This is a genomic window from Streptomyces umbrinus (assembly GCF_030817415.1).
GTDB classification, from domain to species: Bacteria; Actinomycetota; Actinomycetes; order Streptomycetales; family Streptomycetaceae; genus Streptomyces; species Streptomyces umbrinus_A.
In genome coordinates this window covers 6,392,605-6,416,871 of record NZ_JAUSZI010000002.1, presented here as the reverse complement: position 1 = coordinate 6,416,871, position 24,267 = coordinate 6,392,605, and the positions used below count along the sequence as shown (strand labels likewise).

15 protein-coding genes are annotated in these 24,267 nt (G+C 70.8%); 8 read left to right on the top strand and 7 right to left on the bottom strand.

The window, feature by feature from the left end; translation table 11 throughout:
* Window positions 1-51: 51 nt before the first annotated feature.
* Window positions 52-720: a nucleotide exchange factor GrpE gene (gene grpE, locus QF035_RS28235; RefSeq protein WP_307523369.1), complete on the bottom strand. Its 669-nt coding sequence runs from the start codon at window positions 718-720 to the stop codon at window positions 52-54.
* The gene (gene dnaK, locus QF035_RS28230; protein WP_143640117.1) at window positions 717-2,582 is read right to left on the bottom strand and encodes a molecular chaperone DnaK; all 1,866 of its coding nucleotides are present in this window, start codon (window positions 2,580-2,582) and stop codon (window positions 717-719) included. The genes grpE and dnaK overlap by 4 nt, the downstream gene beginning before the upstream one ends.
* A gap of 394 nt (window positions 2,583-2,976) precedes the next feature.
* Between dnaK and QF035_RS28225 the strand changes: the two genes are divergently transcribed.
* On the top strand, window positions 2,977-5,268 hold the full coding sequence (locus tag QF035_RS28225; RefSeq protein ID WP_307523368.1) for a (Fe-S)-binding protein: 2,292 nt from the start codon (window positions 2,977-2,979) through the stop codon (window positions 5,266-5,268).
* 75 nt (window positions 5,269-5,343) lie between these two features.
* On the opposite strand, the gene QF035_RS28220 is transcribed toward QF035_RS28225, so the two are convergent.
* Window positions 5,344-5,784 (bottom strand): SgcJ/EcaC family oxidoreductase, encoded by a 441-nt coding sequence (locus QF035_RS28220; protein WP_307523367.1) that lies wholly within the window; start codon window positions 5,782-5,784, stop codon window positions 5,344-5,346.
* A 142-nt stretch (window positions 5,785-5,926) separates the two neighbouring features.
* Here QF035_RS28220 and QF035_RS28215 point away from each other — a divergent pair, with 142 nt between their 5' ends.
* The 4 genes from QF035_RS28215 to QF035_RS28200 all read left to right on the top strand — a co-directional run bounded on the left by QF035_RS28215 (window position 5,927) and on the right by QF035_RS28200 (window position 11,875).
* Window positions 5,927-6,349 carry a GntR family transcriptional regulator gene (locus tag QF035_RS28215; RefSeq protein WP_307523366.1) on the top strand — a complete coding sequence of 141 codons (423 nt, stop codon included), beginning with the start codon at window positions 5,927-5,929 and terminating at the stop codon, window positions 6,347-6,349.
* Window positions 6,346-7,320 carry an ABC transporter ATP-binding protein gene (locus QF035_RS28210; RefSeq protein ID WP_373466739.1) on the top strand — a complete coding sequence of 325 codons (975 nt, stop codon included), beginning with the start codon at window positions 6,346-6,348 and terminating at the stop codon, window positions 7,318-7,320. Before QF035_RS28215 ends, QF035_RS28210 begins: the two co-directional genes overlap by 4 nt.
* Complete coding sequence (locus QF035_RS28205) at window positions 7,317-8,336, top strand: ABC transporter (RefSeq protein ID WP_307523365.1); 1,020 nt, start codon at window positions 7,317-7,319, stop codon at window positions 8,334-8,336. The genes QF035_RS28210 and QF035_RS28205 overlap by 4 nt, the downstream gene beginning before the upstream one ends.
* A gap of 143 nt (window positions 8,337-8,479) precedes the next feature.
* The gene (locus tag QF035_RS28200; protein WP_307523364.1) at window positions 8,480-11,875 is read left to right on the top strand and encodes a S8 family peptidase; all 3,396 of its coding nucleotides are present in this window, start codon (window positions 8,480-8,482) and stop codon (window positions 11,873-11,875) included.
* A gap of 12 nt (window positions 11,876-11,887) precedes the next feature.
* Here the strand turns inward: QF035_RS28200 and QF035_RS28195 are convergent, their stop codons facing one another.
* Window positions 11,888-14,833 (bottom strand): AAA family ATPase, encoded by a 2,946-nt coding sequence (locus QF035_RS28195; protein WP_307523363.1) that lies wholly within the window; start codon window positions 14,831-14,833, stop codon window positions 11,888-11,890.
* 228 nt (window positions 14,834-15,061) lie between these two features.
* Between QF035_RS28195 and QF035_RS28190 the strand changes: the two genes are divergently transcribed.
* The 3 genes from QF035_RS28190 (at window position 15,062) to QF035_RS28180 (ending at window position 18,704) form a co-directional block, all read left to right on the top strand.
* Window positions 15,062-15,730: a helix-turn-helix transcriptional regulator gene (locus QF035_RS28190; RefSeq protein WP_307523362.1), complete on the top strand. Its 669-nt coding sequence runs from the start codon at window positions 15,062-15,064 to the stop codon at window positions 15,728-15,730.
* Between the two features lie 248 nt (window positions 15,731-15,978).
* Complete coding sequence (locus QF035_RS28185) at window positions 15,979-16,632, top strand: DUF4255 domain-containing protein (RefSeq protein ID WP_307523361.1); 654 nt, start codon at window positions 15,979-15,981, stop codon at window positions 16,630-16,632.
* Window positions 16,629-18,704 (top strand): ATP-binding protein, encoded by a 2,076-nt coding sequence (locus tag QF035_RS28180; RefSeq protein ID WP_307523360.1) that lies wholly within the window; start codon window positions 16,629-16,631, stop codon window positions 18,702-18,704. Before QF035_RS28185 ends, QF035_RS28180 begins: the two co-directional genes overlap by 4 nt.
* Window positions 18,705-18,765: 61 nt before the next feature.
* Here the strand turns inward: QF035_RS28180 and QF035_RS28175 are convergent, their stop codons facing one another.
* From QF035_RS28175 to QF035_RS28165, 3 genes are all read right to left on the bottom strand, one after another.
* The gene (locus QF035_RS28175) at window positions 18,766-20,202 is read right to left on the bottom strand and encodes a hydrolase (RefSeq protein ID WP_307523359.1); all 1,437 of its coding nucleotides are present in this window, start codon (window positions 20,200-20,202) and stop codon (window positions 18,766-18,768) included.
* A gap of 2 nt (window positions 20,203-20,204) precedes the next feature.
* The gene (locus tag QF035_RS28170; protein WP_307523358.1) at window positions 20,205-21,611 is read right to left on the bottom strand and encodes an RICIN domain-containing protein; all 1,407 of its coding nucleotides are present in this window, start codon (window positions 21,609-21,611) and stop codon (window positions 20,205-20,207) included.
* A 261-nt stretch (window positions 21,612-21,872) separates the two neighbouring features.
* The gene (locus QF035_RS28165; protein ID WP_307523357.1) at window positions 21,873-24,200 is read right to left on the bottom strand and encodes an eCIS core domain-containing protein; all 2,328 of its coding nucleotides are present in this window, start codon (window positions 24,198-24,200) and stop codon (window positions 21,873-21,875) included.
* Between the last annotated feature and the right edge of the window lie 67 nt (window positions 24,201-24,267).

Sequence of the window (24,267 nt, the reverse complement as noted above, 5' to 3'; positions counted from 1 at the left end):
ACGCGCTTGGTGTTCTTGCTGCATACGGGCGCGCGTACGCCCTGTTTCACGTCAGCCCTCTTCCGGGCCACCGCTCTCCTTGTCGTCGGCCGCCTGGGTCCCGTCCGTCTCGTCGCCCTTGACCGTCTGCGCGCCCGGCTGGGGCTCGGCGACGGCCACCCGCGCGGGGCGGATGGTGCGCTCGCCGAAGCGATACCCCGGCTGCAGAATCGCCACGCACGTCGTCTCGGTGACGTCCGGTGCGTAACTGTGCATCAGGGCCTCGTGGATCGTCGGGTCGAAGGGCTCGCCCTCCTTGCCGAACTGCTGCAGACCCATCTTCGCCGCGACGGTCTCCAGCGACTCGGCCACCGACTTGAAGCCGCCGACCAGTTCGCTGTGGTCCCGCGCGCGGCCGATGTCGTCGAGCACGGGCAGGAGCTCGGTCAGGAGGTTCGCGATGGCGATCTCCTTGACCGCGATCCGGTCGCGCTCGACCCGACGGCGGTAGTTCTGGTACTCGGCCTGGAGCCGCTGGACGTCCGCCGTACGCTCGCCGAGCGCCGTGCGCACCTGGTCCAGCTGGGCGGTGAGGCCCGCGATCTGTGCTGCTGCTGCCGCGTCCCCTGCCTGGGCCGCCCCCTCCTCGACGGAGGGGGCAGCCTTCGGCTCGGCGTCTTCAGGGGTGGCGCCGGAGGGGACGTCGGGCTGCTCGTCGAAGCCCGGGGTCTCCTCTGTCACGCGGCACCGTCCTTGCGGTCACGGTCCTCGTCGACGATCTCGGCGTCCACGACGTCGTCGTCGGCGGCCTTGGCGCCCGCACCCTCGTCGGCACCCGGGGCCTCGGCGCCGGCGGCACCCTGCGCGGCCTGGGCGTCCGCGTACATCGCCTGGCCGAGCTTCTGGGAGACGGCGGCGACCTTCTCGGTGGCCGTACGGATCTCGGTGGTGTCCTCGCCCTTGAGCGCGGTCTTCAGCTCCTCGATGCTCGTCTCGACCTCGGTCTTGACGTCACCGGGGACCTTGTCCTCGTTGTCCTTGAGGAACTTCTCCGTCTGGTAGACGAGCTGCTCGCCCTGGTTGCGGGACTCGGCGGCCTCGCGGCGACGGTGGTCCTCGTCCGCGTACTGCTCGGCCTCCTGGCGCATGCGGTCGACCTCGTCCTTCGGCAGCGAGGAGCCGCCGGTGACGGTCATCTTCTGCTCCTTGCCCGTGCCCAGGTCCTTCGCGGTCACGTGCATGATGCCGTTGGCGTCGATGTCGAAGGCGACCTCGATCTGCGGGACCCCGCGCGGGGCCGGCGGCAGACCGGTCAGCTCGAACATCCCGAGCTTCTTGTTGTACGCCGCGATCTCGCGCTCGCCCTGGTAGACCTGGATCTGCACGGACGGCTGGTTGTCCTCGGCCGTCGTGAAGATCTCGGACCGCTTGGTCGGGATCGTGGTGTTGCGCTCGATGAGCTTGGTCATGATCCCTCCCTTGGTCTCGATACCGAGGGACAGCGGGGTCACGTCGAGGAGCAGGACGTCCTTGACCTCACCCTTGAGGACACCGGCCTGGAGGGCGGCGCCGATGGCGACGACCTCGTCCGGGTTCACACCCTTGTTGGCGTCCTGGCCGCCGGTCAGCTCCTTGACGAGCTCGGCGACGGCGGGCATACGGGTGGAGCCACCGACGAGAACGACGTGGTCGATCTCGCTGAGCTGGATGCCGGCGTCCTTGATGACGTTGTGGAACGGCGTCTTGCAGCGCTCCAGAAGGTCAGCGGTGAGCTGCTGGAACTGGGCGCGCGTGAGCTTCTCGTCCAGGTGCAGCGGGCCCTCGGCGGACGCGGTGATGTAGGGCAGGTTGATCGACGTCTCGGTGGAGCTGGACAGCTCGATCTTGGCCTTCTCGGCGGCCTCGCGGAGGCGCTGGAGGGCCATCTTGTCCTTGCCCAGGTCCACGCCGTGGCCCGCGGAGAACTGCTTGACCAGGTAGTCCATGACGCGCTGGTCCCAGTCGTCACCACCGAGGTGGTTGTCGCCGTTCGTGGCCTTCACCTCGACGACGCCGTCACCGATCTCCAGGAGGGACACGTCGAAGGTGCCGCCACCGAGGTCGAAGACGAGGATCGTCTGGTCGTCCTTGTCGAGGCCGTACGCGAGGGCGGCCGCGGTGGGCTCGTTCACGATGCGCAGGACGTTCAGGCCCGCGATCTCGCCGGCCTCCTTCGTCGCCTGGCGCTCGGAGTCGTTGAAGTACGCCGGGACGGTGATGACCGCGTCCGCGACCTTCTCGCCCAGGTACGCCTCGGCGTCGCGCTTCAGCTTCTGCAGGATGAACGCGCTCATCTGCTGCGGGTTGAAGTTCTTCCCGTCGAGCTCGATGGACCAGTCCGTGCCCATGTGACGCTTCACCGAGCGGATGGTCCGGTCCACGTTCGTGACCGCCTGGCGCTTGGCGACCTCTCCGACGAGCACCTCACCGTTCTTGGCGAAGGCGACGACGGACGGCGTGGTCCTGGCGCCCTCGGCGTTGGTGATGACGGTGGGCTCACCGCCCTCCAGAACGCTGACGACGGAGTTAGTCGTGCCCAGGTCGATGCCGACCGCACGTGCCATTTCAATTCCTCCAGCAATGACTTGAGTGGAACAGGCTCAAGTGTGCACGACGCTCCCCGCTCGGTCAACAGAGGTGAGTCTTGGGGGCTCAACTCTTATCTCACCCTTACGCGCAATTAGGCCGTGACCTGCGGGTCGGCAGTTGACTGCGGGCCCGCGGGGGCTGGTCGCGCCCACGCGGCGGAGCCGCATAGTGTCACTGCCCCGCGACCCTGAAGGGGCACGACTCACTCAGGCAAGCCTCAGCGACGCAGATCACCGCACCCCTGACTACAGTGCGGACACAGGAGTGGGTAGTCTCAGAGGACTGCATAAGTTACCGCTTAGTAATCAATCTTCGGGGAACCGGGAGACCCACCCCGAAGAGAACCTCGCAGGCCCGAGGAGTCCCGAAATGCAACTCGCCGCGATCATCGTGTCGCTGGTCCTGACCGTGGTCGGCGTTGCGCTCATCGCCCGAGCCGTCGCGCAGATCTACCGGTTCGTGAAGCTGGGCCAGCCGGTGCCGGCGGGCAGCCGCACCGACAACCCCAAGGCTCGCACGATCACCCTGGTGAAGGAATTCCTGGGTCACACCCGGATGAACCGCTGGGGCATCGTCGGCTTCGCCCACTGGTTCGTCGCGATCGGCTTCCTGACGCTGCCGCCGACCCTCGCGCAGGCCTACGGCCAGCTCTTCGAGGCGGACTGGACGCTGCCCGTCATCGGCGGCTTCCTGCCGTTCGAGATGTACACCGAGTTCATCGGCGTGATGACGATCGTCGGCATCGTCGTGCTCATCGCGATCCGGCTGCTGAACCTGCCCTCCCGGGCCGGCCGCAAGTCCCGCTTCGCGGGCTCCAAGGCCTGGCAGGCGTACTTCGTCGAGTACGTCATCCTCACCATCGGCCTCGCCATCTACACCCTGCGCGGGCTTGAGGGCGCGATCCACCACGTCGAGCACTACGAGGCCGCGTACTTCGCCTCGTACCCCCTGGTCCTCGCCTTCAAGGGGCTCTCCCTCGGCGCGCTCCAGAACCTCGTCTACCTCGTCGCGATGATCAAGATCGGCACCTCGCTGATCTGGATGATCACCGTCGCGCTGAACACCAACATGGGTGTCGCCTGGCACCGCTTCCTCGGCTTCCCGAACATCTGGTTCAAGCGGAACGCCGAGGGCGGGACCGCGCTGGGTGCCCTGCTGCCGATGACGTCGGGCGGCGAGCCGATCGACTTCACCGACCCGGGCGACGACGACGTGTTCGGTGTCTCCCAGGTCGAGCAGTTCTCCTGGAAGGGCATCCTCGACTTCTCCACGTGCACCGAGTGCGGGCGCTGTCAGTCGCAGTGCCCCGCCTGGAACACCGGGAAGCCGCTCTCCCCGAAGCTGCTGATCATGTCGCTGCGGGACCACGCCCACGCCAAGGCCCCCTACCTGCTCGCCGGTGGCGGCAAGGACATGGAAGGCAACGAGAAGGCGACCGCGGAGCAGCTCAAGGACGTGCCCGCCGCCGCCCTCGCGGAGGCCGAGCGCCCGCTCATCGGGACCCTCGAAGAGAACGGCGTCATCGACCCCGACGTGCTGTGGTCCTGCACCACCTGCGGCGCCTGTGTCGAGCAGTGCCCCGTCGACATCGAGCACATCGACCACATCGTCGACATGCGCCGCTACCAGGTGATGATCGAGAGCGCGTTCCCGTCCGAGGCGGGCACGATGCTCAAGAACCTGGAGAAGAAGGGCAACCCCTGGGGTCTGGCGAAGAAGCAGCGCCTGGAGTGGCTCAAGGAGGTCGACTTCGAGATCCCGGTCGTCGGCAAGGACATCGAGGACCTGTCCGAGGTCGACTACCTGTACTGGGTCGGCTGTGCGGGTGCCCTTGAGGACCGCGCCAAGAAGACCACCAAGGCCTTCGCCGAGCTGCTGCACATCGCGGGCGTCAAGTTCGCGATCATGGGCGGCGACGAGAAGTGCACCGGTGACTCCGCCCGCCGTCTGGGCAACGAGCCCCTCTTCCAGGAGCTCGGCATGGAGAACGTCTCCGCGCTGAACATGGCGTTCGGCGAGGAGATGGACGACGAGGGCAACTTCACCGCCGAGTCGAAGAAGCCCAAGTCCGCGAAGAAGATCGTCGCGACCTGCCCGCACTGCCTCAACACCCTCGGCAACGAGTACCCGCAGCTCGGCGGCGACTACGAGGTCATCCACCACACCCAGCTGCTCCAGCACCTGATCGACGAGGGCAAGCTGATCCCGGTGACCCCGGTCGAGGGCCTCATCACCTACCACGACCCCTGCTACCTGGGCCGTCACAACAAGATCTACACGCCTCCGCGCGAGATCATGTCGGCCGTCCCGGGCCTGCGCCAGCAGGAGATGCACCGCCACAAGGAGCGCGGCTTCTGCTGCGGTGCCGGTGGTGCGCGGATGTGGATGGAGGAGCGGATCGGCAAGCGCATCAACAACGAGCGCGTCGACGAAGCCCTCTCCCTCAACCCCGACATCGTCTCCACCGCCTGCCCGTTCTGCCTGGTCATGCTGACCGACTCGGTCAACGGCAAGAAGAACGACGGCAAGGCCAAGGAGTCCATCACGGTCGTCGACGTGGCTCAGCTGCTGCTCGACTCCGTGAAGACCCCGGTCGACGACGAGCCCCCGGCGGGCGAGGACGAGTCGGAGAGCGCACCGGAGCCGCAACCCGTGAAGTGACCGGAGCGTCATCCCCGTAACGAAGCACCCCATGTCCTGGTTCAGCCCCGGACATGGGGTGTTGTCGTGCCGGGCTCAGGCGATCGGTGTCGTCTGTGCCAGTGCTATGCGCCAGTCGTCGTCCTCGTCGCGGGTCATGACGTAGGTCATCGCGCCGCGTGCGGGGAAGTCGGACGGGCCCTGTCCCTGCGTGTCCGGCCGTTCGTCGTGGACCGTCTTGATCAGGCTCACGATGGCGACATCGGGCCGTACGAACCGGATGTCGTCGACCTCCAGTGTGGTCCTGACGTCCCTGAGCGGGGAGGCGAGCGCCGTGGCCATGGCCGACGCGAAGGCCTCCCGTCCGAAGACACGCCGCCCGGCGAGGTTGATGAGCACGAGGTCGGAGGTGTGCAGGGCCGGGAGCACCTCCGGGTCGGTCTGAGCTTCCTGGCTGCGTGCGACGAGTTCGCGGATCAGCCGCTCGTCGGCGTCCTGGGCGGAGAGAGCGGGGTTCGTGGCGTTCGTGGTGTCCATACGCGAAACGTAGAACCTCAACTTTGGTTCAGGTCAAGGCGTTCACGGCGGAGACCTGGGGTCTTTGACAGGTACGCGATCCGTACTCCATCATCTCCATCATCAATCCACTAGTTCATTAGCTAAAGGGTGGTGATGGAGGTTGGAGTTCCGGATCGACAGGCGGAGCGGGGTGGCCGCCTATCAGCAGATCGTTCAGCAGACCAAGCAGGCCCTGCGCCTCGGCGTACTGGTGCCCGGGGACCAGTTGCCGACGGCCAAGGACGTCGCGGCCACCTCCGCGGTCAACCCGAACACGACGCTCAAGGCGTACCGCGAGCTGGACCGGGAGGGCCTGGTCGAACTGCGGCCGGGGCTTGGCACCTTCGTCCGCCAGTCGCTGGCCCGTCCTCAGGCGGGGGCGGACTCACCGCTGCGGGGTGAGCTGGAGGCGTGGATGGACCGGGCCCACGAAGCGGGTCTGGAGCAGGAGGACGTGACCGCGCTGGTCACGTCGGTGATGGAAGAGCGGTACGCCGAGACCAGGGCGGCCGCCGGGCACGGGGGACACGGGGGGCACGGATGATGAGCAACGGGGCGGGTTACGGGGGACGCGAGGGATACGAGATACACGGGGGCCTCGCGGGCGAGTCCGCGATAGAGGCCCACTCGGTCGGCAGGAGGTACCGGCGGGGCTGGGCCCTGCGGGACTGCTCCTTCCGGCTGCCGGCCGGGCGGATCTGCGGTCTGGTGGGCCCCAACGGCGCGGGCAAGACCACGCTGATGTCCATCGCCGCCAACCTGCTGGAGCCGACCTCCGGCACCCTGCGGGTGTTCGGCGCGGCCCCGCAGTCCGCGGAGGCCGGCCGGCGTACGGCGTTCCTCGCCCAGGAGAAGCCGCTGTTCAAGCGCTTCACCGTCGCCGAGACCCTGCGCCTGGGCCGTGAACTGAACCCCGGCTGGGACCAGCGGGCCGCCGAGAACATCGTCCGCGCGGGCAACGTGCCCTTCGAGGCGAGGATCGGCACCCTCTCCGGCGGCCAGCGCACCCGCGTGGCCTTCGCCGTCGCCTTCGGCAAGCGACCCGATCTGCTGCTCCTCGACGAGCCGATGTCCGACCTCGACCCGCTGGTGCGCCACGAGTTGATGAGCACCCTGCTGGCCGAGGCCGCCGAGCGCGGCACCACCGTGCTGATGTCCACCCACATGATCGCCGAGCTGGAGAACACCTGCGACTACCTGCTGGTCATCGCCGAAGGAGGGCTGCGGCTCGCCGGTGAGGTCGACGAACTCCGCACCGCCCACGCCGTGTTGACCGGGGTCCACTCCGACGGGCGGGCGCCCGCGGAGGTGGCGTACCACACGGTGGTCGAAACCCGCACCAGCGGACGGCAGTTCACCGCGCTGGTCCGCCCCGACGGGCCGGTCAACGGCGGCCCCTGGCAGGCGAGCACCCCGAACCTGGAGGAACTCCTGCTCGCCTATCTGCGCTCGCCCGAGGCACCGCCCCTGATCAGTCCCAGCTCCTACGTCGCCTCGCAGGCGGTGGCGGCATGAGCACGATGACCAGCACCGGAAGCACCGGCGGACCGGCCCCCGCCGAATCCGCCTACCCCCAGGCGGGCCGTGGCCGTGGCCTGCGGCTCAGCGGCATGAACTGGCTCGTCTGGCGTCAGCACCGGGCCGCGTACTGGACCCTGCTGGCCACCGCCGCGATCACCGTCGCGTTGATGCTCTACGGGCGCCAGCAGATGGTGACGTACCTCGACGGCTACGGCTGGCCGGACCTGAAGTCCGGCTGGGAGGAGAAGTTCAACCGGACGCCGCTCAGCATGGCCGGCCAACTGCTCGGCTACGCGCCCATCCTGATCGGTGTCTTCCTGGGCGCGCCGCTGCTCGCCGGGGATCTGGAGGGCGGCACCGCCAAGCTGGTCAACGCGCAGTCCACCAGCCGCGTCCGCTGGCTCGCCACCAAGCTCGGGGTGACCGCACTCGTGGTCGCGGTGTCCACCGCGGCGGCCTCCGCCGTGTTCACCTGGTGGTGGTCGCCGGTCAAGTCGTCGCAGTACGCGCTGGACTGGTCCGACGGAAACGCCTTCGACAGCAGTGGACCCGTGCCCGTGGCGCTCACCCTGTTCACCGTCGTCGGCGGCATCGCGATCGGCATGCTGCTGCGCCGGACCCTGCTGTCCATCGTCGTCACCTTCGGCTTCGCCGTCGTCGTGCAGATGGTGTGGTCGCACTTCCGGATGTCCCTCGGGGACGTCATCACCGTCACGACCAACGGTGTCGGGGGAGACAACTTCCCGAAGCTGCCCGACGGCGCCTATGCCGTGGACCAGTCCTACCTCACCGCGTCCGGCGACCTCATCGGCTACGGCAGCTGCAACGAGCCGACGGACAAGGCCGCCAACGCCTGCCTGGAGAAGGCACAGGTCGTCGGCTGGAACGTCGAGTACATCCCGATCTCCCAGATGTCCTCCATGCAGTGGCTCGGCGCCTCGATCCTGCTGGCCCTGACCGCCGGCATCGCCGCGTTCGTCATTCTCTGGGGCCGCAAGCGCCTCGTCTGACCGAGCGCCGCTGACCGAGCGCCGCTGTCCGGCCGGGCACCTCGTCCGGCCCGATCCCCTCGCAGTCCCTCCTCGCAGTTCTCCTCTCTGTCCTTTTCCCAGTACGCGGCCGAGCGGCCACAGCGTCGCTCCGCCGCGCCCTGATGCTGCCCCGAGCCCGCGATCACATCGCCATGAACCATGTCGAAAGGCCCGAGTTGAAATCGCACAAGCACAGGAAACGAACGGTCATGACGGTCCCGTCGGCTGCCGCTCTCGCGGCGGCGCTCGGCGCCGGACTGCTGGTGAGCACGTCCGGCGGCGCCCAGGCCGCCCCCACCGAAGCCCCCCTCCCCGTCTCCGCCAGGACGGTCACGCTCGTGACCGGCGACAAGGTGGCCCTGGACGCCAAGGGCAAGGTCACCGGTGTGGTGGCCGCCGAGGGCCGCAAGGGGATCGGCTTCCGCGTCCAGCAGGCCGCCGGTCACGCGTATGTCGTGCCGCGCGACGCCGAGCCGCTGATCGCGAACGGCACGGTCGACCGGCGGCTGTTCGACGTGAAGCGGCTGGTCGGCGGGCACTACGACGACGCCCGCCGCTCCGACGTGCCGCTGATCGTCACGTACGACAAGGGCACGTCCCTGTCGGCCGGTACGTTCCGGAGTTCGGGCGCGACCGTCCGCCGGGATCTGCCGAGCATCAACGGCGACGCCGTACGCGCCCGTAAGTCCGAGGGCTCCGCCCTGTGGAAGACGCTCACCAGTGGCACCGGCTCCGCGAAGGTCAGGAAGATCTGGCTGGACGGGAAGGTGAAGGCCACCCTGGACAGGAGCGTGTCGCAGATCGGCGCACCGGCGGCCCACTCGGCAGGGTACGACGGCAAGGGCGTCAAGGTCGCCGTCCTCGACACCGGCATCGACGCCACGCATCCGGACCTGAAGGACCGTATCGACGCGGAGAAGAACTTCTCCGCCGCCGCGGACAGCGTCGACCGCGCGGGCCACGGCACGCACGTGGCCTCGACGATCGTGGGCTCCGGTGCCGCGTCTCCCGCGGGCACCAAGTACGCGGGCGTCGCACCCGGCGCCCGGCTCCTGGTCGGCAAGGTGCTCGACGACGAGGGCTCGGGCGAGGACTCCGGTGTCATCGCCGGTATGCAGTGGGCCGTCGCGCAGGGCGCCGAGGTGGTCAACATGAGCCTGGGCGGCGAGGACAGGCCCGGTATCGACCCCGTGGAACAGGCCGTCAACGACCTGTCGGCCAGTTCCGGCGCCCTGTTCGTGATAGCCGCCGGCAACGATGGTCCCAAGGAAGGCACCGTCGGCACGCCCGGCAGCGCCGCCGCCGCGCTCACCGTCGGCGCGGTGGACCGCCAGGACGCCATCGCCGAGTTCTCCAGCCGCGGTCCCACGGCCGACGGCTCCCTCAAGCCCGACCTCACCGCGCCGGGCGTGGACATCGTCGCCGTCAAGGCCGCCGAGGGCTTCATGGGCGACCCCGCCGCCGACGGCCATGTCTCCATGAGCGGTACGTCGATGGCGACCCCGCATGTGGCGGGCGCCGCCGCGATCCTGGCCCAGCAGCACCCGGACTGGACCGGCGCGCGGATCAAGGCCGCCCTCACCGCCTCCGCGAAGCCGACCGCCGCCACCTCCGCGTACACGCAGGGCACCGGCCGGGTGGACGTCGCCGGGGCGATCACCCAGCAGCTCACCAGCAGCCCGACCTCGCTGGACTTCGGGACACAGGAGTTCCCCCACACCGACGACCAGCCGGTCACCAAGGACGTCACGTACCGCAACGCGGGTACCGGGCCGGTCACCCTCGACCTGGCCACCGAGGCCTACGGCGACGACGGAAAGCCCGCGGCCGAGGGCCTGTTCACCGTCTCGCCGCAGCAACTCACCGTCCCGGCGGGCGGGGAGGCGACCGCCACCGTGACCGCCGACACCCGTGCGGGAGCGGCCGACGGCAGCTTCGGCGGCTCGGTGACCGCCACCACCGCAGACGCCACCACCGCCGACGGCACCACCGCGCGCACCTCCCTCGGCGTCGTCCGCGAGGTCGAGTCGTACGACCTGACCATCAAGCACCTCGACCTCGAGGGCAAGGTCCCCGACGACGCCGAGACGGGTATCTACGGCCTGGACAACGACATCTGGACGGATGCCTCCGACAAGAGGGACGGCGAGGTCACCATCCGTCTGCCGAAGGGCCGTTACGCCCTGGAAGGAAGGTTCTTCACCGGCAGCGCCGGACGGTCCGTGCTGCTGCACCCGAAGTTCGCGCTGACCAAGGACACGACCCTGGTCATGGACGCCCGGAAGACGAAGCCCGTCGAGGTCACCGTGCCGGACGGCGCGGCCAAGCCCGCGGGCGCGATGTTCTTCTTCCACGTCGACGTCAACAACAAGCCGTACACGTCTCTGTACGACGCCCCCTCCTTCGGCAGCATGCGCGTCGGACAGCTCGGCGCCCCGGTGCCGGCCGCCGAGGCGTCCGCGATGTACCACGGCATCTGGACCCACAAGGCCGTCAACTACCGGCTGGCCTGGAACCGTACGGGCGACCTGTCCGGCTTCACCAAGAACGTCAGGCGCTCGCAGCTCACCGAGGTCAAGGTCGTCGTCGGGGCGCCGGTCAAGGGCAAGACGGCGACCGTCTGGGCCGCGCCGCTGATGCCCGGCGGCTACTTCAACCTCTTCCAGACGCCGGGCCGTCTGCCGCTGACCGGCACCGACTACGTACTGCCCAACGGCATCAAGTGGTTCTACCAGGTCAGCCAGCTCGGCGCCCCCGACGAGGAGGGCGATCCGACGTGGGAGAGCGCCCAGGTCGGCGCGCCCAGGGCGTACGCGGCGGGCAGGGACTACACCCAGCGCTTCAACATCGGCGTCTTCGGCCCGTCCCTCCCCTCGGGTCCGCTCGCGCACGGCTTCGACCGGCCGGGCGCGATCCGCTCCGGCGACACCTTCTCGGCGTACCTGCCGCTGTTCTCCGACGGCGGCGGCAACGTGGGCACCTCCGTCCACACGAAGGCCCGGAGCTCGCTCCACGCCGACGGCGAGAAGATCTTCGCCGTGGACGAACAGCTGAACGGCGAGTCCCACACGGTCCCCGCCGGCCGGCGCACCTACAAGCTCGACGTGGACGTCTCCCGCTCCCCGGCGCAGTCCGCCGTCAGCACCCGGGTCGCCGCGACCTGGACCTTCGCCTCGGCGCACGTCGCCGGTGACACGCCCGAGCAGCTTCCGCTGACGGTCGTCCGCTTCGCTCCGAAGCTGTCGTTGGCCAGTACGGCCAAGGCGAGGACGACCCTCACCGTGCCCTTCACCCTCCAGGGCACGGCCACCGAGGTCGCCTCGCTGCGCAAGCTCGCCTTCGCCGTCTCCTACGACAACGGCGGGACCTGGAAGAAGGCCCAGGCCGTGGACGGCAAGGTCCTCAAGCTGCGCAGCCCGGCCAAGCCCGGCACGGTCTCACTGCGCGCCACGCTCACCGACGCCGACGGCAACACCCTGAAGCAGACGGTCTACAGCGCCTACCGCACGACCAAGTAGGGCACGTACTGCCTATGCCCGAGTGTCTTCGGGCGGACCTGAGCGGGACCCGGCGTCCGTGAGCGCGGCGCCGAGTTCCGCTCTGCGGCGGATGCCCAACTTGCGGTAGGCACTGGTCAGATGGGTCTCGACGGTACGCCGGGCCAGGTGCAGCAGCTCCGCTATCTCCATGTTCGTACGGCTCTGCGCGGCGAGTTCCGCGATCCGGCGCTCGCTGGCGGTGAGCGACCCGGACCCCGTCCGTGCCGTCGCCGCGCGGCGGGCGCCGCCCTCGCGCAGGGCCGCTTCCGCGGACTCCCGCATCCGGACCGCGCCGAGGCGTTCGGCGCGTTCGGCCGCCTCCCGGAGCGCCTCGCGGGCCCGCGCCCGCTCCCCGACGGCGGTGAGCCGGCGCCCCTGTGCGATCAGCGCCGGAATCAGCTCCGTTTCGACCGGCTCTCCGCCCGGGGCCGCGGTCCCACCACCGTCGGGGGTCGCCTCCGGGGTCGCCTCGGGTGTCACATCGGGTGTTCCGGCCGACGCCCCGCCGGCCCCCTGCCGCAGGACCCGTACCGCCCTGTCCGTCAGATCGAGGCCTCGGCGGCCGCCGGTCGCCGTGCCGAGGACGCGCAGGGCCCGGCCCAGCACACGGGGCGTGTTCCACACCGTGGCGAGGCGGAGTTCCTCCTCGGCCAGGGCCAGTGCCTGGCGGGGCCGGCCGAGCTCCAGGTGGCACTCCGCCGACGCGGTCCGCCAGGGGGTGACGACCGGGCTCGCCACGTCCCGTGCCGACTGGTGGCGCCCGCACTCCAGGAAGTCGCCGAGCGCGCCCGCCGGATCGCCGGTGGCCGCGCGCAGGACACCGCGCGCGTAGAGGAAGCGGTTCAACTCCCAGGAGTCGTGCGGGTTCTGGAGGTCGAAGCCGTCCGCGAGCCGGGTGGCCTCCTCCGTGCGGCCCGTCTCGACGAGCGCGATCAGCGCGTGGGCCTGCGCGTTGGCCGGATCCGGCCGGCCCGCGACGGGGCTCAACGCCGCTGGATCGGCGAGCAGTTCGCCGTACGTGCCGCGGGCGGCGGCGATGTCCACCCGTACGTTCAGCAGCGCCAGGTGCATCGGGTGCAGCAGGGACGGCCGCTGCCCGGCCAGGCCGCGTCGTACGAGCCGTTCGGCCTCGTCGAGCTGATCGGCCCACTGGGCGACCGCGGCGGCCGTGCCCAGCAGGAACCCCTCCGCGAGCGGGTCGGCCGGCTGCGCCAGCAGGGCGCGGATCCGGCGCATCGCCGACGTCGCCGAGGTCAGACCGGCCGTCGACTCGTAGCGTACGAGCAGCGCCTGCCCGGCCGTGCCGACGAGATGCGGCGAGCGTTCGGCGGTCTCACGCAGCCAGCGGTACACCTCCCGCCGTGTCCCCGGGTCGTGGTCGGACAGCAGCGCCGAGGCGGTCTGCACCGTGCGGACCAGATCCGGATGGCCCGTCAGATGCTCGTCCTCCAGGCCGCGCAGCACGTCGATCGCGGTGCGCGCCTCGCCCTGCCGGGCCAGCGCCGTGCCCAGCGCCACCGCCGCGCGCACCCGGTCGCGCGGCAGCCCCGGCAGCCGCATCGCCTCGGCGAGCCGCGGTATCCCGGCCGTCGACCGGACGGTGGCGTACTCCAGCGAGCCCAGTTCGGTGAGGACCACGCTCCGGCGGGCGTCCGGCATCGGCTCGTCGAGGGCGCGGCGCAGGAACGCCAGGGCATCGTCGCTGCGGTCGTCCCGGACGGCCAGGCCCGCGGCGTCCAGCAGGACACCCGTCGCCCACGCCTCGCCGACCGGAGCGGACCGCAGCAACTGCCCGGCCACCGCCTCGGCACGGTCGCCGCGGCGCAGCATCGCCTCGGCCGCCCGGTGGTGAGCCGCCTGCCGCAGGGCGCCCGACCAACTGCTCAGCACCGCGTCCCGCAGCAGCGGATGGGCGTAGCGGGGCCGTCCGCCAGGGCCGGGGCGCAGCAGCCCGAGGCCCGTCATCGCAGTGAGCCAGCCCGGTACACGGGCGGGGTCGGCGCCCGCCATCCTGGCGAGCAGCCCGGCGTCGGCGTCCCCGTGGCCGCCCGCGCCGCTCGCGCTGTCCCCGTCCTTCTCGTCGTCGTCCTCGTCGTCGTCCAGAGCGGCGAGCGCGCGGGCGACCTCGGTGGTCGTGGGCCCGGCGCTGTCCAGCCACCAGGACACGGCGGCCGCGTAGGAACCGGGGTAGAGCGCCGCGCAGTTGTCCGGAAGGGCCGCCGAGGTGTCCTCCGGGGCAGTACTCACGACGTCGTCCAGCAGGGCACGCAGGAGCAGCGGACTGCCCGCGCCCGCCCGTACGCAGTCGTCCACCCACTCGGCCGGGGCGGGACGGCCGAGGGCCGAACGGACCAGCTCCGCCGCGGAGTCGGCACTCAGCGGGGCCAGCGTGCGGGTGCGGACGAGGGCGGGGGAGAGCGTGTGCGCCAGCCCGTCGGCCGGCGGATCGATGTCGTACTGGCTGCGCTCGGTCACCACCATCAGCACAGGTAATCGGTCGATCCGCCGCACGGCCTCGACCAGCCAGCGGCGCGAGGACTCGTCGGCGAGGTGCACGTCGTCCACGGCCACGAGGAGCGGCGCGTCATCCGCGTAACTGCGCAGCAGACGCCACAGCCGCGCGGCCCTGCCCCGGTGGGGCGGGGTGCCGGGCGGGTCCGGCTCCTCCCCCGCGGCCGAGTCGAACCCGGGTCCGTGCGCGAGGAGTTGGAAGACGGCGCCGAACGGTACGGAGGTCTGGTCCGGCGAGCAGCGGGACCGCAGAACGCGCATGCCGGCCTGCTCCGCCTGCTCGGCGGCGGCCTCCAGGAGTGCGGTACGGCCGGTGCCGGTGGCGCCGCGCAGCAGGACGAGACGGCCGGATCCGGCCCGGGCCCGCTCGGCCTCGGCGGCCACCAGCTCCAGCTCCTCCCGGCGCTCGAACAACGCTACGGACATCCCTGCCTCCCTCGTGGCCGTGGTGCGTTCCGCTGTGTGGGACGGGGTGGAGCGGGACCCTCGTTGCGTGACATGACCCACGGGCCGGGAACGCGATGCCGCCGATCTCGTGGTGTGTCTCGTGGTGCTCCACGATTGCGCCGGCCACACGAGTCACAGAAGTGTGGTGTGTGCACGCCTGTCACGGACCCCACAGAGGTGACGGGCCCGTGAACATGGGGGATTCGGTTGCGCAGCTCATTCGGGACCTCGGCTCCCGGCACGGACGGATCCGAGCCCCGCATACCGGTGTCGGTGCACGCGTGGGACCCGATCTCCCGTGAGGGAGTGCTCGGCCAGCTTCGGCAGCACCCCGTGATCGACCTCCGTGAGGAGACCGAGACCGGGCCGGACACCATCGCCCTGCTGGTCAACGACACACTGGACGAGGCCACCCTCTCCCGGCTGCGCAGACTCGTGCGCAGCGAGGGCGCCCGTGCCGTCCTCGTGGTGAGTGCGATCCGCGAGAGCGAACTCCTCGACGCCATCGACTCCGGCGCCGGGGCCATCGTGTGGCGCCACGAGGCCACCGCGCACCGGCTGGTGCAGGCCGTCCTCGCGGCCTCCCGCGGCGACGGCGATCTGCCCGCCGATCTGCTCGGCCGACTGATCAGCCAGGTGAGGTCGCTGCACCGCACCGCGACCGGCCATCCCGGTGCTCCCCCTTCGGGACTCGCACCGCGTGAGGTGGACGTACTGAGGCTGGTCGCCGAAGGGCTCGACACCGGGGAGATCGCCAGCAAGCTGTCCTACTCCGAACGGACCGTCAAGAACGTGATGCATGGGCTCACCACCCGGCTGCATCTGCGCAACCGGGCGCACGCCGTGGCCCATGCCCTTCGGGAAGGCTACATCTGACCGAACGGGCAATCGAATGTGGACAGTTGGGCAATCCTGTCTGCCCGGTGGCCGTCCCCGGCGTGCCTGCGGAGCCTCGGGCTCCACAGGCACGATCGGTAGGGCACGATCGGTCACGACAGCGGAACCGGTGTCGGCACGGGCCGGTCGGGCCTCCGGCTTCCGGCTTCCGGCTTCCGGCTTCCGGCTTCCGGCTTCCGGCTTCCGGCGGCAACACGGCACAGGCACGGCAGGGCAGGAGCACGACGGTGATCCACGAGGTGGACGAGGTCCTCAAGCGGCTGCTCGGGGGCGGCGCGCTCGCCGGTTCCGGCATCGAGATCGCCTTCGAGGCCCCGACCCGCGACTGGGCGGCCCGGCGCAACGCGCCCGCCGTCAACGCCTACTTGTATGACATCCGGGAGGACGTCTCCCGGCGCCAGCGCGGCCAGGTCTCCGTCCGCGACGAACGCGACGTGATCGTGCGCCGCCGCCAGCCGCCCCGCTGGTTCCGGCTGTCGTACCTGGTCACCGCCTGGACCAAACAGCCCCAGGACGAACACCGGCTGCTCTCCGCGGTACTGACCACGATGCTGCCGCACGAACTCCTGGCCGCCGACGAACTCCCCGGCGCACTCGGCGCGTTGGGCCTGTCCGTCCCGCTCACGGTGGCGGGGCTGCACACCGAGTCCCGGTCCCTCGCCGAGATCTGGTCGGCCCTCGGCGGCGAACTCAAGCCGTCCCTCGACCTCGTGGTCACCGCGCCCTTCCCGGCCTTCCCCGAGTACGACGTCGGTCCCCCGGTCACGGAGGGCGTGGTCCGTGTACGCGGCATGGACGGCACGCTGGACGGCTCGCAGGAGCGCACCCACCGGCCACGGCAGCCGGCCACCGCGTCGGACACCGGAGAACCGCAGCAGTGAAGACGTACGCCCCCACCGCCTCCCCCACGTCCGGCGCGCTTCTCGTCCGCCTCGCCCGGCTGCGCGACCGGGTCGCCGAGTTGGTCGCGAGCCGCAGCGCCGTCGACCCCACGGCGGACGATCCGCTGCGCGGGCTGTACCTCTCCGACGAGGCCGTACGACATCTGCTGGGGCCCACGGCGGTGTCGTACGCCGGTGTGTTCGAGAACGCGCCCGGCTCCGAGGACACGTCCGTCTCCGAAGGCGCGGAGTCCGCCGCCCCGGCCACCCGGCTGGAGCGGCTCGCGGTGCGTCTCGGGCTGACCGAGCTGGACACCCGGATCCTGCTCATCGCCCTCGCGCCCGACCTGGACCGCTCCTTCGAGCCGCTGTACGGGTACCTCAACGACGACGTCAGCAGGCGCCGGGCCACCGCCGGGCTGGCGCTCGACCTGTGCGGGCTGCCCGTGCACCTCGCCGAGGCGCGGGCCCGGTTCCACCCCTCGGCGCCGCTGTCCGCGCTCGGGCTGCTGGCCGTCGAGGAACCCGAACACCCCTTCCTCAGCCGTTCGTTGCGCGTACCGGACCGGCTCGTCGCCCATCTGCTCGGCGACGACACCCCGGACGCCGCGCTCGCCGGCAGCGTCCACCCGCTCGACTCGCCCTCGTCCGTACCTCTGCCCCTGCCCTCGGCCTCGCACGACGAGTTCACCGCCAGGCTGGCCGCCCGGCTGGCCGTCGGCCCCCGCACCGTCTATCTCCGCGAGCACCGCGAGGGCGACGGGCTCGTGTGCGCCGCGGCCGCCCTGCGCACGGCGGGTGTCGGGGCCCTGCACTTCACGCCCACGGCAGCCGGGGAGCCGCTCCCCGAACTCCTCTCCGACGTCCTCCCGCGGGTGCTCCGCGAGGCCCGGCTGCGCGACCGGGCGATCGTCGTGTCACCCCTGCCGGAGAGGCCGGGCCCGCTGCTGCGGGCCATGACGGAGGCCGGCGTACCCGTGGTGCTCGTCGGGTCCGGGCCGTACGACCCCCAGTGGTGCGACCGCGATCCGCTGGTCCTCGACGCGCCGCGGCCTCATGCGGGCGCCGTGGACACCTGGTCGGCCGCGCTCGGTGCCGGGCCGGACGGTCCGGGTTTCGACCTGGCCGCCACCGTCGCCCCGTACCGGCTCGGCGGGGACCGTATCGAGCGGGCGGCCCGCGCGGCCCTGAACCTCGCCAGGTTCGACGGCACCCCGGTGACCGCCGCCCATCTGCGGCTCGCCGCGCGGCAGCAGTCCGCGTCCGGTCTTGAGCGGCACGCCCGCCGGATCCGGCCCGACGTCGGCTGGGACGACCTCGTCCTGCCGGACAGGCCCCTCGCCCAGCTGCACGAACTCGCCCTGCGCGCCCGCCACCGCGACCAGGTCCTCGGCGACTGGCGGCTCAGCGCCGGAGGCGGCCGGGGCCACGGTGTCCTCGGGCTCTTCGCGGGCGAGTCCGGCACCGGCAAGACGCTGTCCGCCGAGGTCGTCGCCGCCGAACTCGGCCTGGACCTCTACGTCGTCCAGCTCTCCTCGATCGTCGACAAGTACGTGGGCGAGACGGAGAAGAACCTCGAACGGATCTTCACGGAGGCCGACCGCACGGACGCCGTGCTGCTCTTCGACGAGGCGGACGCCGTGTTCGGCAAGCGCTCGGAGGTCAAGGACTCCCACGACAAGCACGCCAACATGGAGAGCGCGTATCTCCTGCAGCGCCTGGAGTCCTTCGACGGCATCGCCCTGCTCACCACCAACCTGCGGGCCAACATCGACGAGGCGTTCACCCGGCGACTCGACCTGGTGGTCGACTTCCCGTTCCCGGACGCCGAGCAGCGCCGGGCCCTGTGGCAGCACAGCCTCGCCCACGTCCCGTGCACCGAGGACATCGAACCGGCGGCGGTCGCCCGCGACTTCGAGATGGCCGGCGGCTCGATCCGCAGCGCCGTCGTCACCGCCGCCTACACCGCTGCGGGGCGCCGCGGACCGGTCACGACGGACGACCTGCTGGAGGGCGCCCGGCGGGAGTACCGCAAGGCGGGCCGGCTGGTGCCGGGAGAGGGTGGCTGGTAGGTGGCGACGCCCCTCCCGGAGCGATGGCCACGCCCCCTCCCGGGGCGGACGCGGGTCACCCTCACACGGTGAACTTCACGGCTTCGAGCCACAGATCGTTGTTGAGGGTGCCGCCGAAGACGAAGCCCTCCCCTTCGCCGGGCTTGTCGCAACTCATGCCGAGCCAGCCCTGGTTGTGGATGTGGACGGTCTGGCAGACGGCGCCGCCGCCGTCGTCGACGTTGATGGTGAAGCCCAGCATGTTCGGGGCGTCCGCCTTGGTGCTGCCGAAGTAGTTGTCGATGCCGTCGGGCGCGAACGACCACGGTTTCCCGTTGTAGTGGCCCTTGCCGTCGGTCGACCCCGGGAAGTGGACGAAGGCGGCGCTGCCCGTGCGCTTGGCGCCGGACACCGCGACGTTGAGCGCCTTGAGCGGCTTGCCCTCGCCCTCCGTACCAGCCGTCTGGCCGTCGCACACCGCGTCCGTCCAGCCCTTGCCCGTCACGAAGGCCCGGTAGCAGATGTGCCGCCCGCCCGGGTCGTCCGCGGCCAGTGCCTGGACGGCGGTCGCCGCGGTCTTCTCCGGAGCCTTCTTCTCCTTCTCGGAACCGCCTCCCGCCCCGCCACCGCCACCGCCACCCCCGGCGTCCGGCGACTGTGCCGCGGGCGGGGGTGTCGAGGCGGGAGCGGTGGGAGTGGGCGGCGGAGGCGGTGTCGCCGAGGGACTGGGCGCCAGCGTGCTGACACCGGCCTCGTCGAGCCTCTCCTTGGCCTCGCTGCGGACTTGGGGCTTGTACGCGATCCACAGCATCACGAAGGTGATCGCGAGCGCCATGAACACACCCAGGAAGGTGGCCAGCCAGCGCGGCAGAAAACCGCGCTGCACATACGTCCCCTCGACATCCAGCGGCGCGACCCCCGACCGCTGAACGGCGAACTTGTACGGCCGCTCCTCCTTCGACCCGAACCAGATGATCTGCCGCGGCTTCAACGTCGCCTTCACGAAGGCGGCACGGCCCGGCTCGATCTGCACATTGCTCGGATGAAGGTCGTACGACAACTGATCACCGTTGTCGCTCCCGCTGACCGAGGCGGTGAGCTTCGTGTTCCCGAGATTGTCGACGGCCAGCTTGGGCCGCCCGCGGAACCGCCCCTTGACGGTGGGGGGAACGAGCTCGGCCCGCACCTCTGTGAAGGGGGTGATGGTGAGGTTGCCCTCGGGGACGGTGACCGCCTCGGGGTGTTCGGTCGGGGTGATGCGCACGGCGTACGGATTCGGCCCCGCCGTCGCGTCCGGCGTACGCGGCGGCGCGAATGACAGCTCCACCGTGCCGGTGGTACCGGGGTAGAGCCGCAGGGTCTGCGGCTCCACGACGGTCCAGGGCGCGACATCGCCGACCGCCTCGAAACGGTACTCGTCGACCACGTCACCGGTGTTGCGCAGACGCAGCCGTACGGTCGTACTGCCGCCCGGGTCCACGGTCGCGGACGCGGGTTCCAGGGAAGTCCAGAGGCTCACGTTCAGTCCTTCGAGGGGTGGATGATCTTCCACTCCTGGTCCTCGACGTTGGTGCAGTCGAAGATCATCAGGGTTACTTCTTCACGGAGGTCGTTGCTGCCCGCGATTTCGAGGCACTTGTTGTTGCTCGCGAAGTTGCGGATCCAGTAGCCGCCGCTCTCCTGCTTTGCGAGCCACCACAGCTGGTTGTCACTGGTCGTGCCATCACAGGTGAACTCAGTGACGGGTGTCCTGATGGGATTCGCTCCGAAGTACGGCAGGTCCATGCACAGCTGGTCCTTGACGTTGCGGATCTGGAAGAGATCGGTGCCGCCGGGCCCTCCCTTCGCCACCTTCACCTCCAGGTTCCAGAGCTGGTTGTCGTCGGCGGTCTGCTTGCAGGAGAACTGCTGGACCCGGCCGTCCTTCTTGCCCTTGCCCTCGCCGGGGAGGTCTGCGCACAGCTTGGTGGACAGGTTCTGGAGGACGACGTTGTTCGCTGGCAGCACGCTCCTGGGCTTCTCCTTGCTCGGCTCGGGCTTCGGCCCGTCACCGCCCCCGCCGTTGGCCGCCGGGGCGGACGCGACCGGTTCCGAGGCCGACGGCGGCGCAGAGGGCGCCACCGGTTTCGGTGAGGCCGAGGGCGCCAGCGTGCTGACGCCGGCTTCCTGGAGTTCCTTGGCCTCGCTGCGGACTTGGGGCTTGTACGCGATCCACAGCATCACGAAGGTGATCGCGAGCGCCATGAAGACACCGAGGAAGGTGGCCAGCCAGCGCGGCAGGAACCCGCGCTGTACATAGGTCCCCTCGACATCCAGCGGCGCGACCCCCGACCGCTGAACGGCGAACTTGTACGGCCGCTCCTCCTTCGACCCGAACCAGATGATCTGCCGGGGCTTGAGCGTCGCCTTCACGAAGGCGGCCCGACCGGGCTCGATCTGGACGTTGCTCGGATGAAGGTCGTACGAGAGCTGATCACCGTTGTCACTGCCACTGACCGAGGCGGTGAGCTTCGTGTTGCCCAGGTTGTCGACGGCCAGCTTCGGCCGCCCCCGGAAACGCCCCTTCACCGTCGGCGGCACCAGCTCCGCCCGCACCTCCGTGAAGGGCGTGATGGTGAGGTTGCCCTCGGGGACGGTGACCGCCTCCGGATGCTCGGTCGGCGTGATCCGCACCGCGAAAGGATTCGGCCCCGCCGTCGCGTCCGGCGTACGCGGCGGCGCGAACGTCAACTCCACCGTGCCGGTGGTACCGGGGTAGAGCCGCAAGGTCTGCGGCTCCACGACGGTCCAGGGCGCGACATCGCCGACCGCCTCGAAACGGTACTCGTCGACCACGTCACCGGTATTGCGCAGACGCAGGCGCACGCGCGTGCTGCCGCCCGGATCCACCGTGGCCGACGCGGGTTCCAGGGATGTCCAAAGGCTCACCCTCGGACGCTACTCGCGGGGCCGACGCCGGGTCAGGAAGCCTCGGGGCATGATGCGTGCCCGAAGAGGCGGCCCCGACTGCCCCGGCTCTCGGTCCTGGGAGGGGTGGACGATCTGCCACCCGGGTCCACGGTCGCGGAGGCGGGCTCCAGGGAAGTCCAAGAACTCATGCGGCGACGCTACGGAGAGGCGCGGTGGGCCGTCAGGAAACCTCAGGGCCCGATGGCCCGCCCAAAGCACCGCGCCTTCGTTGTCCGGGGGTCACTCGGAATCGGAGTCGACGATGAAGCGCCTGCGACGCCCGGGGCGGCGCCCGCCGCCGCTGCTGTGCTGGTACTCGGACCGGGCCGCCTGGCTGCTGACGGGGTAGTCGTCCTCGGAGTCCACGGCGGAGTAGTTGGGGGGTGCGGGGCGGTGGCGGCTGACACTGCGCTCCCGGATCCTCTCGGCCGCGCGGCTGCGGTGACGGGGAACGGGCCGCTCCTCGTCGTACGCGCCCCCGCCGTACGAGAACTGTCCGCTGACGTCCACGGCGCGACCCCTCGTCGCACCGCCGGCGCGTACCTGGCTCGGCGCCCGACGACGGCTTCGGCTCCGGCTGCGTTCGCGCCGCTCCTCGGCGGGGTCGCCTCCGCCGTACGAGAACTGTCCGCTCACGTCGGGGGTGCCGAACGGGGCCGGGCCGCGGCTCATACCTCGACGGCTCCTCGAGCGGCTCATGCCGGTCGGCTCGTCGCGGACGCTCGACCGACCACGCTCCTCGTAGGCGTCGTCCTGGTAGGAGGAAGAGGCGGCAGGCCGCCGGATGGTGGGCCTTGGGGTCATGCTCGGGGCGCGGCTCGGGGCGCGGCGCCGCTCCTCCTGCGCGTCGTCCTGGTAGGAGGAAGAGGCGGCAGGCCGCCGGATGGTGGGCCTTCGGGTCATGCTCGGGCCCTGGCTCGGGGCGCGGCGCCGCTCCTCCTGCGCGTCGTCCTGGTAGGAGGAAGAGGCGGCAGGCCGCCGGATGGTGGGCCTTCGGGTCATGCTCGGGCCCTGGCTCGGGAGGCGGACGTGGCTCCGGCTGCGGTAGGAGGACTGCGTGCCCTCCTCGGGGCTGTCGCTGCGCCTCTCGTCACTGTCGCGCTGCGCCCGCATCCGGTACTTCTTGCGGCGCTTGGCCACCTCGGCATCCGTGTCCTTCGTGGACTGCCGGTGGTTGTAGCCGTACTCCTCAAGGGATCCTTCGGAGTCGGAGTGCGCCTCTGTGATCTCCATACCCGGCGGCACGGCCCTTCGGCTCTCCATGCCGTAGAACCTGTTGTGCGTGCCCGGGCGCGCGTAGCCGGACGGGTGGGGCGTGGTGACACTCACCGTCACGTCGTCGCGGTCGATTCGCCCGGGCACCCTGGCGGTGTCACGGACGAGGGCCTGGGTGGAGTAGCCGGGGGTTCCTCGCGGTACACGCGGCATCTGGAAGTGGAGGTTGGCGTTCGGGCCGACCTCGCGGAAACGGTCGGCGGCCTCGGGCCTGCTGAGGTCGACATTGTTCAGGACGGGCACACCGAGCCGCCGCAGGTCCTCGCGGTTGCGCGGATACGCCTCGTAGTTGGGTTCGTCCTCGAACGTGGTGATGGCCATCCGGTCCGCCAGGCCGGGATCCCTGCGCACCCGGGCACGTGCCGCGGACGCGTCGGCCTCGGACAGGAAGACCTCGCTCCGGTCCCTCAGGTTCTCCTCGGGCGGGCGGATCGCGCCCGGCGGGTGCAGGCCGCCCACCCTGGCCCGGGGGCCACGAATCTGCTCCGAGCCCACCGTGATCCGGCCGTGGCTCTCGGTGTCGAAGACCTCCCCGCCGTGCGGCGCGCGGGTCACGTACCTGCCGATGACCGGACGGCCACGGTACGAGAGCTCGAACATCTGCCCGCGGTCGTGCCGGTGCATGGTCCTGCCGCCGCCGGCCATCATGCGGGACACCGGAATACGGTCGGCGCGCTGAGCGGGTACGGCGGCCTGGGGTGCGGTGGGCCGGGCGGCGGCCTGCGTCGGCCCGGCGGTGCGCCTGATCTGGTGGGCGAGGGATTCCGCCTCGCGCTCGTGCTTGTCGTTCTTGTCGGAGACCGACAGCCCGCCACCGTTGTCGGTGCCTTCCACCGCCCCCTTCTGCTGCTGCCAGGCGTGCGCCAGCTCGTGCAGGAGGGTGTGTTCGTCGTTGCCGCCCTCACCGACGACGATGTGCCGCCCGGAGGTGTACGCGCGAGCTCCCAGCTCGGCCGCCGAGCGCCGCGCGGCGGGGCCGGTGTGCAGCACCACGTCGCCGAAGTACGTGCCCATGCCCTGTTCCGCCTTGGCACGGATTGCCGGGGCCACCGGGCTTCCCGGCGTCCGCAGCACATCGAGCACCGACGAACTCTGCACGGCCGGGGCCTTCTGGTCGTGCCCGCACCCGGCGGCGTGTTCGTGCCGCTCCTCCTCGATGGCGCGGGTCAGGGCGGAGTTGCCCGCCCTGCGCTGGAGGGCCAGCATCTGCTGCGCCGGCGTGCTCGGCACAGCCGAGCGGCGGGCCTTCTTCTGGTCTCCGGCCCGCTGGGCCCGGTTTTCCTGTGCGCGCACGATGCTCCCCTCACAGTTTGACCTCCCCAGGCTTATCTGTCCGCGCCAGGCGCCAGGAGAGCCAGAA

What these genes read in the sequence shown, in the direction of transcription:
- QF035_RS28210 (WP_373466739.1), top strand. Translation starts at nt 6,346, where the DNA reads ATGATGAGCAACGGGGCGGGTTACGGGGGACGCGAGGGATACGAGATA.
- dnaK (WP_143640117.1), bottom strand. Translation starts at nt 2,582, where the DNA reads ATGGCACGTGCGGTCGGCATCGACCTGGGCACGACTAACTCCGTCGTC.
- QF035_RS28200 (WP_307523364.1), top strand. Translation starts at nt 8,480, where the DNA reads ATGCTGCCCCGAGCCCGCGATCACATCGCCATGAACCATGTCGAAAGG.
- QF035_RS28225 (WP_307523368.1), top strand. Translation starts at nt 2,977, where the DNA reads ATGCAACTCGCCGCGATCATCGTGTCGCTGGTCCTGACCGTGGTCGGC.
- QF035_RS28195 (WP_307523363.1), bottom strand. Translation starts at nt 14,833, where the DNA reads ATGTCCGTAGCGTTGTTCGAGCGCCGGGAGGAGCTGGAGCTGGTGGCC.
- QF035_RS28205 (WP_307523365.1), top strand. Translation starts at nt 7,317, where the DNA reads ATGAGCACGATGACCAGCACCGGAAGCACCGGCGGACCGGCCCCCGCC.
- QF035_RS28220 (WP_307523367.1), bottom strand. Translation starts at nt 5,784, where the DNA reads ATGGACACCACGAACGCCACGAACCCCGCTCTCTCCGCCCAGGACGCC.